This window comes from Butyrivibrio sp. MC2013 (assembly GCF_000424585.1).
Lineage (GTDB): Bacteria > Bacillota > Clostridia > Lachnospirales > Lachnospiraceae > Butyrivibrio.
Window position 1 is genome coordinate 1 of sequence record NZ_AUKE01000037.1, and the last position, 12,275, is coordinate 12,275.

10 protein-coding genes are annotated in these 12,275 nt (G+C 41.7%); 1 reads left to right on the forward strand and 9 read right to left on the reverse strand.

Features of this window, described 5'->3' with window-relative positions; all coding sequences use genetic code 11:
* Positions 1 to 281 precede the first annotated feature (281 nt).
* From rlmD to G636_RS0114030, 4 genes are all read right to left on the reverse strand, one after another.
* A complete protein-coding gene (gene rlmD / locus G636_RS18710) occupies positions 282 to 1,739 on the reverse strand; it encodes a 23S rRNA (uracil(1939)-C(5))-methyltransferase RlmD (RefSeq protein WP_081668503.1) in 1,458 nt (485 codons plus the stop codon).
* 75 nt (positions 1,740 to 1,814) lie between these two features.
* A complete protein-coding gene (locus G636_RS0114020; protein ID WP_026508560.1) occupies positions 1,815 to 3,242 on the reverse strand; it encodes a HAMP domain-containing sensor histidine kinase in 1,428 nt (475 codons plus the stop codon).
* A 108-nt stretch (positions 3,243 to 3,350) separates the two neighbouring features.
* Entirely contained in the window at positions 3,351 to 4,052 is a 702-nt protein-coding gene (locus G636_RS0114025) for a response regulator transcription factor (protein ID WP_026508561.1), read from the reverse strand.
* 18 nt (positions 4,053 to 4,070) lie between these two features.
* Positions 4,071 to 6,479 (reverse strand): endonuclease MutS2, encoded by a 2,409-nt coding sequence (locus G636_RS0114030; RefSeq protein WP_026508562.1) that lies wholly within the window; start codon positions 6,477 to 6,479, stop codon positions 4,071 to 4,073.
* Between the two features lie 166 nt (positions 6,480 to 6,645).
* On the opposite strand from G636_RS0114030, the gene G636_RS18715 reads away from it, so the two are divergent.
* A complete protein-coding gene (locus G636_RS18715; RefSeq protein ID WP_051227043.1) occupies positions 6,646 to 8,067 on the forward strand; it encodes a S1C family serine protease in 1,422 nt (473 codons plus the stop codon).
* Positions 8,068 to 8,455: 388 nt separating this feature from the next.
* On the opposite strand, the gene G636_RS21010 is transcribed toward G636_RS18715, so the two are convergent.
* The 5 genes from G636_RS21010 to G636_RS0114060 all read right to left on the reverse strand — a co-directional run bounded on the left by G636_RS21010 (position 8,456) and on the right by G636_RS0114060 (position 11,841).
* Positions 8,456 to 8,578: a hypothetical protein gene (locus tag G636_RS21010; RefSeq protein WP_256379613.1), complete on the reverse strand. Its 123-nt coding sequence runs from the start codon at positions 8,576 to 8,578 to the stop codon at positions 8,456 to 8,458.
* A gap of 44 nt (positions 8,579 to 8,622) precedes the next feature.
* Positions 8,623 to 9,378: a M50 family metallopeptidase gene (locus G636_RS19750; RefSeq protein WP_196803120.1), complete on the reverse strand. Its 756-nt coding sequence runs from the start codon at positions 9,376 to 9,378 to the stop codon at positions 8,623 to 8,625.
* Positions 9,379 to 9,487: 109 nt separating this feature from the next.
* Positions 9,488 to 10,486 (reverse strand): radical SAM/SPASM domain-containing protein, encoded by a 999-nt coding sequence (locus G636_RS0114050; protein WP_026508563.1) that lies wholly within the window; start codon positions 10,484 to 10,486, stop codon positions 9,488 to 9,490.
* The gene (locus G636_RS0114055; protein WP_026508564.1) at positions 10,458 to 11,186 is read right to left on the reverse strand and encodes a hypothetical protein; all 729 of its coding nucleotides are present in this window, start codon (positions 11,184 to 11,186) and stop codon (positions 10,458 to 10,460) included. Before G636_RS0114055 ends, G636_RS0114050 begins: the two co-directional genes overlap by 29 nt.
* A 16-nt stretch (positions 11,187 to 11,202) precedes the next feature.
* Entirely contained in the window at positions 11,203 to 11,841 is a 639-nt protein-coding gene (locus G636_RS0114060; RefSeq protein WP_026508565.1) for an ATP-binding cassette domain-containing protein, read from the reverse strand.
* Positions 11,842 to 12,275 lie beyond the last annotated feature (434 nt).

Consider the following 12,275-nt stretch of genomic DNA (forward strand, 5'->3'; position numbering starts at 1 on the left):
ATCATAGGAAACAGCATGGTTTGCTCAAACGATATCTTCTTTTTCCGGGTAAAATCGGAAGATGGATTTTTTAAGAATTCATCCCTTCGTTCCAATAGGGATGAAAACACCGAGAATAGATTTTGACGTATTTCAGTAACAGTAAATGACATGTCAGCACCTCCGTAAAAATGTCTTATAATCAAGGCGCGGCAACATTTTTTGGCTGACTTGTCAAGCAGTTTTCGCAGAAAACTGCAAAAAAATCAGAGGGTATTTCACCTCTGATTTCAGTAATATATTTAATTGTAACTATAGGATTGGGACGGGAAATCCTTATCTAAATGGCATTGACCCCGTCCCCCTGGTCCACTGAGCAAACATACGGTTTCCACATGTCCGCTCCAGGGGAACATGTCACAAGGACGGACAGCCTTTAGCTCATAGCCGCCATCACACAATATGCGAAGGTCTCTTGCAAGAGTTGCAGAATCGCAGCTCACATAGACTATCCTGTCGGGAGCCATCTTGAGCATGGTATCCAGGCATTTCTCATCGCAGCCTTTCCTTGGAGGATCTACCACTATGACATCAGGGTGGATAGCGTCGCCTTCCTGCTTTTTATAGTAATCAGGGAGTACTTCCTCGGCCTTTCCGCACATGAAGGTGGCATTTTCGATTCCGTTACTTGCCGCATTTCTCCTGGCATCCTCGATGGCATCAGGGATTATCTCTACTCCGTATACCTGACCTGCTGCCTTTGCCATGGAAAGAGTGATGGTTCCGATACCGCAGTATAGGTCCCATACAGTCTCTTTTCCCGAAAGCTTCGCATAGTCTATGGCCTGCCCGTAGAGCTTCTTTGTCTGAGCAGGATTTACCTGATAGAAAGAAAGGGGAGAAATCTCAAATTCAATTCCGCGAAGGGTATCCTTAATTGCATCCTCTCCCCAGATAGTGTGGATCTCGCTTCCCATTATCACATTGGTCTTATCGGTGTTGATACTGACAGAGATAGAGGTCATGCCCTTTACAGCAGCAAGCTCCTCTATCAGAACCTGCTGCCCGGGGATATAATCACCAGCTGCAGATTTAGTATTTTTCTTATTCCTATAATTGATGACCATACAGACCATGATCTGTCCGCTTTCAAAGCCCTTTCTGATAAGCACATGTCTGATAAGGCCTCTTGCGCTACTCTCATCATATGCAGATATCTTGTGGTTCTTCATATGACTGAGTATGATATCCAGTATCTGCTTGTTTTCTTCTATCCCTATGAGGCAGTCGCCAACGGGTATGATGCTGTGGGTCCTGCCTGCATAATAGCCTGCCACAGGATTGCCATTCTTATCATTTCCTATGGGATATTGAGCCTTATTTCTATATCTCCAGGGCTCTTCCATTCCTATAATAGGTTCCATGACGCTGTCTATATATCCTGCATCAAAGCCGCCCAGTCTCACAATATTATTTCTAACCTTAGAAGCTTTGAATTCCAGTTGCTTGTCATAGGTCATGTTCTGCAGCTGGCAGCCGCCGCACTGCCTGGCTATAGGGCACCTGGCTTTGATCCTGTATGGAGAAGGAGTGATGATCTGATCCAGATGAGCATAAGCATAGTTCTTCTTGGCCTTCATGACAGATACGCGGAGTCTGTCTCCTATCACTGCATCCTTCACAAAGAGGGTATAGCCGTCCACGCGCCCTATTCCCTCTCCGTCATTTCCTATATCTGTGATCTCCACATCAAAGGACATGCCCTTTTTATATTTATTTTCTTCTGCGGATTTATATTTCTTTCCCACGTTTATCTCCGTTTTTTCTAAAATATCTCAAACATCAGTTTCATCCATCACCTTGGCCTTGGGCAGTGAAAAGACAAATTCCGTGCCCACGCCAACAGTGGATATAACATTGATATTCTCTCCGTGAGCTCTGATGATCTCTTTTACTATGGACAGTCCCAGGCCCGTGCCCTTCTTGTCCTTGCCTCTTGAGAGGTCTGATTTATAGAAGCGCTCGAATATCTGCTTCTGATCTTCCTTGGGAATACCGATACCCGAATCCTTTACTGATACGAATATCTTGTTCTTCTTTTCCGTAGTCTCCACCTTGATGACTGAATTATTGTGACTAAACTTGATGGCATTGTCGATGAGATTGTAGAGTACCTGCTGGATCTTGCCCATGTCTGCATTTACAATCATCTCTTCATCGGTAAGTACCATCTCTATGGCCAGTGTCTTGGCCCTGCAGGTGCCCTCAAAGGATGCGGCAGTATCTCGTATGATCTTGTTGATATCAAAATCCGCCTTGTCCAGCATCATGCCGCCCCCAAGGTTATTGAGAGTGAGAAGGCCGTTGGTGAGCTTGGTCAGTCGCTCGGTTTCATTTAATACCACCTGAAGATAGTGTTCATGCATCTCCTGAGGGATAGTACCATCCAGCATCGCTGTCAGATATCCCCTGATGGAAGTCAGGGGCGATCTGAAATCGTGAGATACATTGGCTATAAATTTGCGCTGGTCATCCTCGCTCCTGGCGATCTCCCCTGCCATATATGAGACCGCTGCTCCCAGATAGCCTATCTCATCATCGGAATCCAGGCTAAACTTGTAAGCCATATTTCCGGCGGCATACTGCTCCGTTGCTGTGGTGACCTTACGCAGGGGTATATATACCAGTTCTGTAAAAAATATCAAAATGATAGCGGACAGCAAAAAGAGTATGATCAGTAGTATATAGGATATATTAAGTAGTTCATTGGCTTCTACTCTGATAGCGCTCATAGGCGTATGGATGACCACATATGCCCTTACCTTGTAATCACCGGTAATGGGTGCAAATACAGACAGCTCTTCCTCAGAAAATGTCCCAAAGAAATCTCCCACCACCATAAATGTGCCGCCTGTAACCGTAGGATCAAAGCCTTTTACTATGATCTCCTCTCCCTGGGCCAATTCTCTGCTGGAATCTATGACCAGCTGTCCGGAAGGGTTGATGATCCATATGGTGGCTTCCATATATCTGGCCAGGTCAGTAAGCTGCCTCTGGACAGTGGATATGGTAGCATCGGAATTATAGAGGTCGGTAGCATAGGTATCCGCTATCTGGGTAGCCTCGGAATAGAGATTCTGAGCCCTCTGCCTCCTGCAGTGTTCCAAGGTCATATTAGAAATTACTGTGCCCACTGCTATGAATCCAAATACTCCAAAGAGTACATATGCAATTAGAAATTTCAGATACAGTGTTCTTTTCACACCATCCTCCAATGTTCCTGCCAAAAAGCCGGGGCGGGACACACTATCGCAGTATCCTCTGTCCCCGGCATTTTATCCCCGACAAACTTGTTGAGACTTTTCAGATCTTTATACCCCAGTCTCAAATTTATAACCAATACCCCAGATGGTAGCTATGCGCCAGGTCTCGTGGTCCTTGATCTTCTCCCTAAGGCGCTTGATATGTACGTCTACAGTCCTGGTATCGCCTATATATTCATAGCCCCATATCTGATCCAGAAGCTGCTCTCTGGTAAATACATGATTGGGCGATGAAGCAAGGAAGTATAGGAGTTCCAGTTCCTTTGGCGGCATATCCACGCGCTGGCCCTTATAGGTCACAGCATAGTTGGTCATATTGATATCAAGGTCAGGATAGCTTACAGCGCGGTCACTGCTCTCCTTCTTTTCCGCAGGTGCGGTATTGTATCGGCGAAGGACAGCCTTGACCCTGGCTACCAGCTCCTTTGGATCAAAGGGCTTCTCCATATAATCATCGGCGCCCATCTCCAGTCCCAGAACCTTGTCAAATACTTCGCCCTTGGCAGAGAGCATGATAATGGGAGTCTGGCCCTTGGCCCTGATCTCTCTGCATACGGCATAACCGTCCATGCCAGGCAGCATCAGATCCAGCAATATCAGATCAGGTCTGAAGCTGTTATAGAGCTCCAGGGCAGCTTCACCGTCTCCTGCGGTCTGAGTATCATAGCACTCCTTGACCAGATAGAGTGATATGAGTTCTGCGATATTGGAATCGTCATCTACTATCAGTATCTTTTGTTTACTAGCCATATAGTCCCCCAAAATCTCTTATTTAAAAGTTACTACAGTCACTCCGGAATCACCTTCTCCGTATTCACCCAGCTTAAAGCTCTTTACATAGGGAATGGATCTGAGCCTTTGCTGGACTGCTTTCCTAAGTATGCCTGCGCCCTTGCCATGGACCACTCTCACGCTGGGAAGATGCGACATATATGCCTCATCCAGGTACTGCTCCATAGCATGGACTGCATCATCAGAGTTCATTCCTATCAGGTTGATCTCTGAATGTATGTTTCTGCCCTTGGACAGATCCAGCTTTTTGCCCCCTGCTCTGTTTCTCTCAAAGCTGGCTGCTGACATGGCCGATTTCCTGCCCGGTGCGCTCACTGTATCCTCATCTACCAGCACCAGATCACTGATATTGGTCCTGGTCTGGATGATACCGCACTGTACTATCATGTTGCCGGATTTATCAGGCATGGAAGCTACAGTTCCCTTGAGGCCCATAGTAACAATCTTTACCATGTCTCCAAGGCGGATCTGACTCTCTTTGAGCTGCTTGTGACCGGGAACAGTATCTTTCTTTACTGCCAGCTTGTCATTCTTATCAGATATCTTCTTATTGAGCTCGGACCTCTTCCTGTCCAGCTCCTGTATGCCTGCGTCCTTTGCGGCCATACGGAAAGAACGGATGGTCTCGTCAGCCACCTTCTTGGCATCTGCCAGGATATCCCTGGCTTCCTCATTTGCCCTGCGCAGGATCTCTTCCCTGCTGTTTTCAAGCTTGTCACTCTTTTTCTCATAATTCTTTTTGAGATTGGACAGCTCGATCCTGTAGCTCTCTGCCTGAGTTCTCTCCTTCTCAGCCTGCTTTCTGCTGTTCTCAAGGTCAGCCAGGAGGTCTTCAAAGCGCTTGTCGTCAGAGCCGATCTGACTTTTGGCCGCTTCTATTATATGCTCCGGGAGTCCCAGCTTGGAAGAAATGGCAAAAGCATTGGACTTGCCGGGCACTCCTATGAGGAGCTTGTATGTAGGCTGCAGGGTCTCTACGTCAAATTCACAGGAAGCATTGCGCACACCTTCTGTAGACAGGGCATAGACCTTGAGCTCTGCGTAATGGGTGGTAGCCATGCAGGTGATCCCCCTATGATGAAGGTCGCTGAGCATAGCTATGGCAAGCGCTGCGCCTTCAGTGGGATCTGTTCCCGCACCCAGCTCGTCAAAGAGGCATAAGCTGTCCTCGTTTGCATCCCTGAGGATACGCACCTCATTGGTCATATGAGATGAAAACGTGGACAGAGACTGCTCTATGGACTGCTCGTCTCCAATATCGGCATAGATCTCCTTAAATACTGCGATCCGGGATCTGTCCCCTGCAGGTATATGGAGTCCTGCCTGACCCATGATAGTAAGGAGTCCCACGGTCTTGAGCGTCACAGTCTTACCACCGGTATTGGGTCCTGTGATTATCAGCATAGTAAAGTCCCTGCCAAGGTATACGTCAATGGGTACTACTTTATCTTTATTGATCAAAGGGTGACGGGCCTTTTTGAGATCAAAAACCTTGTCCTCAGAGATAAGAGGTCTTACAGCATTCATCTCAAGCGCCAGCTGTGCTTTGGCAAAGATGAAGTCAAGCTCAGTCATAATCTTGCCGTTATCGCTAAGTGCCTCTACATGTTCACCTGCCTGAGCAGACAGGGCAGATAGTATCTTCTCTATCTCCTGCTGCTCAAGAAGCTCGAATTCCCTGAGCTTATTATTGAGCTCCACTATAGCCTGAGGCTCTATAAAAAGGGTAGAGCCTGTAGATGACTGATCATGTACTATTCCCGGTACCTGAGACTTGTGCTCGGACTTAACAGGTATACAGAACCTGTCACCTCTCATGGTGATGACCGCATCCTGCAGGTAGGAATGAAGGGATCCGTTGACCATAGACTGGAGCCTGTCATGTATCCTGTCGCCTGTAAGAGCTATGCTGCGCCTGACATTGGCCAGGGCAGGGCTGGCATCGGAAGCTATCTCATCCTCTGATATGATGCATCTTCTGATCTCCTGAGCCAGGGGAGTCAAGGGTTCGATACCATCAAAGAGGTCTGAAAGAGAGTCGGTGACAGTCTCGTCCTTGCCGGGTCTTCCGTAATTCTTGATCCTGGCGCAGTTATCCAGCATGGATGCTATGCGTATCAGTCCTGCAGCGTCCAGGCTGGCACCTATCTTAAGCGCCCTCAGATAGCCCTCCAGATTGATATTGGAGCCAAAGGATGTAGAGCCCTTTCTGAATATCCTGGCAACTGCATCGGCAGTATTTGTCTGTGCCTTCTCTATCTCATCAGCCTCATCCATGGGAAGGAGCTCTCTGCAGAGCCTGCGGCCCGGATCTGAACAGGCATGCTCAGTAAGGCGGTCTATTATTTTGTCATATTCAAGTGTCTTTAATACTTTATCATTCATATCCTAAATAACCTCATAATTACTCAAATTTAATCATAACCTATGAAAGCGGCCGCTTCAAGTAAACCAGGCAAAAAGCAGTTACTTTATAAGCTGATTTGGATAGGCTATAATGTAGTATGTGTCAAAAGCAGCTTTTGACAGTACGGCAATCGGGAGGATAGATATGTCTGATAACAAAGATCCCTATAACAATAGAAATTTGGCAAACAGCGAGCCCCAGACCGACGAATCCGGAGCCCCGCTTGCAAATACTGATTTTATGCGGGAAAAGATCAAATCCCGCCCTATCAATTCCAGAAAACTCATCCGCAGGACCCTCATCACTATATCCATGGCGGTGCTTTTTGGCCTGGTAGCCTGCTGCACCTTCCTGCTCTTGCAGCCAATGATCAACAATGCATTAAATCCCGGAGACAGTGCTTCGGAACTGGTATCCTTTCCCGAAGAGATAGTAGATGAAGAGATACAAAGGGATGACCTTATAGCCAGCGAAGAGGAAAAGGCAGCTGCCGACGCAGCCATGGTGGAAGCCAGCGTGCAGGCCAGCGTGACCCAGACTGCCGAAAAAGAGCTCAAGGAAGCTCTTAACTCCCTGACCCTGAGCGCATCCGACTACTCCAGTATGTACTCATCTCTTAAAGAGATCGCCGTAGACGGTCAAAAATCCATGGTAAATGTCACCGGTATCACGGAAGATACAGACTGGATCAGCAACTCAATCATCAGAAGCAATTCTTCATCAGGTCTGATCGTGGCCAGCACCAAGAATGATATCCTCATCCTGGTAAGTTCCTCAAGAATAAAGGATTTTGAGAAAATAACCGTCACCTTCTGCAACGGCAAGATCTCCGATGCGACCATGAAGAGCATAGACCCTCTAACAGGGCTCTGCATCGTATCTGTAGACAGCAGCAATCTGGATGAAGATACACTCTCTGCCATTAAAACGGCAACCCTTGGCAGCTCTGCATCCTCAACCCTGGTGGGTTACCCCGTGATCGCACTTGGTTCTCCCACAGGAAGTGAAGGTTCTATAAGCTATGGTTTTGTCACCAGCGGCAAAAAGACCATAGATCTGCCTGACAGCGCTTACCAGCTCCTAACAACAGACATATACGGTTCATCCGCCGCGTCAGGCGTACTGATCAATCTCACCGGTTCCGTCATCGGCGTTATAGACATGAACTATAATGATGAGGACCAGGATTATCTCCTATCAGCCATAGGAATCACCGAGCTTAGAGGAATCATCGGCAATCTCTCCAACGACATCAAGAATCCCTATCTGGGAGTACACGGCTCCGATATACCGGAAACCCTCCTGGAAACCTATCCCGATATGCCAAAGGGCGTATATGTCAGCAAAATAGATATGGATTCCCCGGCCATGGAGGCAGGCATCCAAAGCGGGGATATAATCGTGGGTATAGATGATCAGGATGTCGAGAGGGTAAGCTCATACCTTACAGATCTATCTCTCCACGCCCCCGGCGACTCCGTTAATATAGCCATCATGCGCCAGGGTCCCGACGGATATATGGAAATCACTGTCAGTGCAGAGTTAAAGACAGCCCCCGGATTATAAGTTCTGAAAACAATATATAAACACAGTGTAAAGTAGATATAAGCCACTAAACACCCGCGCTTTCAGTCACAACAATAAAAATCCATGTAATTCATAATGGGTATCATGATATAAAAACAATATACAAATATGATGATTGCAGCTACTATGGCTACCTACTTAAATATATAGTGCTTACAAGACATCTTTCCATTTTGCACTTCTATGAAATCATTCCAGATCCTTGGTACAATTTCGTATAAGTGCAGAAAAAAGAGCAACCAGTCTGATTGCTCTCTCATTAATCGAAAATCATCATAGTAAAACAGTTTTTACTGAACAATTAAAACCCTTTGTTTCAACAGTTCAGCTAGACAATATGCCTTAGAATAATCATTGGTTATTTGTATTATTTTGATACAACAAACCAACTTGGAGTGAGAATTAACCAAGACATATTTTCTCGTGTTTCTTCCGTTTCAACCTCCGCATCAAAACCAGATTCCAAAATGTTATCAATTTCTTCTCTCATTACTTTCTCCTTTCTATGTATGTTTGCTCAACAAATATACTACATCAATACTTTATTATACTATCACAAAACATGGAAAACATAAATACTATTAGAGAAAAAAGAAAAAGCACATTAAGAATACCGTAAATATAATAGATTATATCATGTTTTATGCGTTTTTTAGAATTGAAATACACTAGTGAATAGATGGATTTTTCCCGCAATCTAGTCACTCCCAAAACATCTTCAACTACATAATATCCATCCATCTTTATAAAAGGTATTATATTTGATAGGACAAAATAATAAGATACTAGCGACAACATTTTCAAACTATCAGAGTGCATCATATATGCACAAATTAATGAGATGTGGCCGATAATTGAGTTGAGTAGAATTCCACCTAAAGATGTTTTTACTCTTTCAATTTTGTTTGCCATGCAAATATCTGTTGTATCAACAAATACCATTGGAAATAAATAATTAATCTTTAAACCTATTCCATTCACGCTTCTCCCAGCTTTTAAGCAAAAATATATATGGCCTAATTCATGTGCCAGAATGTTAATGACGGTAAATAATAATGTTAGAGAAAAATCGCCTGCATCTTTGATGTTTCGATAGTTATTTAATGGTATTGCCATCAAAGCAGTAATAATACTTATTACAACTATAGGCATGCAAATGGTGCTGGATTTTTGTCCTTTTAATTCCACGCTTTTAGCAATTAGCTTGCATTGAATACTCCTCGGCTCTTTAGTGTCAAAACTTAGATCCAAGCTCTGAGTAATATGCTCTTCGGATTCTACCATCAGCATTTCTTTAAGGGATTCATATTTGCTTCCTCTTAGTCTTATATATACATTTTTCTTTTTGACTATACAGTACTTTTGTTCAAAGTGTATTTCGTAGTTGCCTACGAAAACATTATTGGGTTGCCACATTTTTCTGTTTAATATATTCCTGATATATTCTTTCTTTCTCTATTTCAATTAATGGGGCTATTGCATCAATAAAATGCGCATTAGATAAGAGATAATTACACAAGTGACACTTGTTAACAAATTTCATTTCCTTCAAGTTGTTATAACCAATCTGAATAGACGCATCATAAAACCATTTAAATCCGTATTTTTTCATAATTCGACAATACATATTTCGATGGTAAGACTTTGTTAAGTCATCAAAACTGTGCTTTTTAATATTTCCTAGTTTCAAGACTGGTATAACTCCCGATTGAGAACAGCAAGGATAAACATCCCCATTCAAATAAATAGCAAAATATGACGTTTCGAAGCATTTGTTATCTTTTTCAAAAATATTCTCATCATAAATATATTCGTTTTCAGAGATGTTCTTTAGAGCTGCCCCAACTGGAAGGCATGCTGCTCTATAATGCGGAACATCAACAAGTTCCAAGGCAATACCTTCAAGAATATTATTAAGATTATCTGTTCCTTTTGTTAGAACACTACCTATGTCAACTGGAATGCATAGTTTCTTGCAAACTCTAATTATATTGTATATATTTTCAATTGGGATATATTGCTGATGAAAATTATCGACGCTTAATGATAATTTTTTTAATCCTGCTGTTTGAAAAGCATATAATTTCTTATATGCATTTTCATAATTATTTCCCCAAAAACCATTCGAAGTGCATACCACTCTAACTCCTAATGCTGCAACCTGCTTTGTGATTTTTATCAGGTCATCATATAATAAAAAAGGCTCACCGCCCGAAAAGCCAATTGTTTTTATTGAATTACTTGTTTTCAACTCATAAATAACCTTTTCTACAACTTTAGGATCAACAAATTCATTATTTTGTGGTGAACAATCAAAACAACACATTTTACATGATGCAGTACATTTGTTTGTAGTCAATAATGCAACTTTATTTGGCTGGATTATGTTTCTTGGCATTTTTCTCTCCTATAAACATCACTAAAACAAATAATACAAATATAATCAATACATATATCGTTAGGGAATAAATAATATGTCCAAATTCAGAAGTATCATGTCTCAAGAAATCTGTTACCAATAATGAGATATAGCTATTTGCATCTAGCACAAATAATTTTCCCGTTATAGGTCCAAGTGGAATAATATTAATTATAGACATAATAACAACTACCCCCATAGTCAAAAAAATAGTTGTCATTCTTCTTCTTGTTATATAGGAGACAATATCAATCATAATTATCATGTATGCCAAATCCAAAAGCAATAGAAGAGAAACCATTATTCTTAGTTTTAAAGCAACGCCCATAATCTGAAGAGTAATCATACTAAATAGTATTTCTACTATTCCTATTACCAACACGGATGTTGTTAATTTTTTAAAACAATACCGATATTCGGAAATATTATAATTACAATAGAAACGATCAATACTAAATTCATAGTCTTTCGCAAAAAAAGTTCCTAGTATTGGTGCCATCAGAAAAGGTGATGTCTGGCAAATGACATTATAATAATCCAATACAAAAGCGTTACTATTGCTATAATAGCCCTGGACTAAAAAAGCATTAACAAAAGATAGAGCGATTAATACAAAAAAAGCGCCAAATACCAGCAATAAATACTTATTGCAAATAAACCTTTTAATCTCTAAAAGCATGACAAGCTCCTTAATGTTAAATTCCGTGCATGCAATTAATTATCTCTTGCTCTTTTGCATTCTCTGGAGCAATTATGAACTTTTTATCATGAATAATCCATTTGGCTCCATTCATCATTTGTACTTCATTGATATCATGTGAAGAAAAAAAAGCTAATCGATCACTACCCTTATGATAATTCTTGATAAAATCTAATATAGCTAGTTTTGATGGTTGATCCAAATTTACAGTGATTTCGTCATAAATAATGATTTTTTTATTGCTTCCAAGTGTTGATACTAATTCAAGTTTTCTTTTTTCGCCACTACTTAGCTTACTTATTTTTCTATCTATTATTTTTTCAATATCTAACTGATAAAAAAGCATTTCTATTTTAGAAATATCGTCTGTATTTGTCTTGATAAAATCATAAATATCCCTAACTTTGACTTCATCTGGTATTCCTACATAATCAGAAATGATGGCCACTTCATTTTTATCAAAGTCTGTATGACCATTATATTTAATTAGGCCACTAATTGCTTTGAAAAAGCTTGATTTTCCAGTTCCGTTCATTCCTAAAACACAAATAAAATCGCCATAGTTTACATCTAAATCTACATCTTTTAATACTGTCTTTTTTTTATATGACAGTTCGTCTATTCTAATTCTCATATAATCCCCCCAAAAGTAATTATTATTATACTTATATATTGTTTTTTTTTCAAGATGATATATAAGAGAACTAGAATTATCCAATGATTACAGTTACTGTTCAGACCCTAACTTGACATTCTAACCTAACGATAAAAATACATATGAAAATTTGAGAAAACCCAGAAAAAATCTAACTTTTTTGGGTTTTTCTATTGCATTTTACATCGTTATGATATATAATATAAACGTAACGATGTTACAGAAAGGAGCACCCCCATGGGAATAATAAAACAACTTGATAAACGAACAGGAATAACCTATGTCTACGAATCCAAGGCATACTGGGACAAAGAAAAACAGCAGAGCCGGGCCAAGCGTACTCTTATCGGAAAGATAGATCCTGAGACGGGTGAGATGATTCCGACAGATGGGAGACACAGAAAAACTGAAGC

Coding starts and splice junctions, on each gene's coding strand:
- rlmD (WP_081668503.1), bottom strand. CDS start 1,739: ATGTCCTTTGATGTGGAGATCACAGATATAGGAAATGACGGAGAGGGA.
- G636_RS0114025 (WP_026508561.1), bottom strand. CDS start 4,052: ATGGCTAGTAAACAAAAGATACTGATAGTAGATGACGATTCCAATATC.
- G636_RS0114030 (WP_026508562.1), bottom strand. CDS start 6,479: ATGAATGATAAAGTATTAAAGACACTTGAATATGACAAAATAATAGAC.
- G636_RS18715 (WP_051227043.1), top strand. CDS start 6,646: ATGTCTGATAACAAAGATCCCTATAACAATAGAAATTTGGCAAACAGC.
- G636_RS21010 (WP_256379613.1), bottom strand. CDS start 8,578: ATGAGAGAAGAAATTGATAACATTTTGGAATCTGGTTTTGATGCGGAG.
- G636_RS19750 (WP_196803120.1), bottom strand. CDS start 9,378: ATGCTGATGGTAGAATCCGAAGAGCATATTACTCAGAGCTTGGATCTA.
- G636_RS0114050 (WP_026508563.1), bottom strand. CDS start 10,486: ATGCCAAGAAACATAATCCAGCCAAATAAAGTTGCATTATTGACTACA.
- G636_RS0114055 (WP_026508564.1), bottom strand. CDS start 11,186: ATGCTTTTAGAGATTAAAAGGTTTATTTGCAATAAGTATTTATTGCTG.
- G636_RS0114060 (WP_026508565.1), bottom strand. CDS start 11,841: ATGAGAATTAGAATAGACGAACTGTCATATAAAAAAAAGACAGTATTA.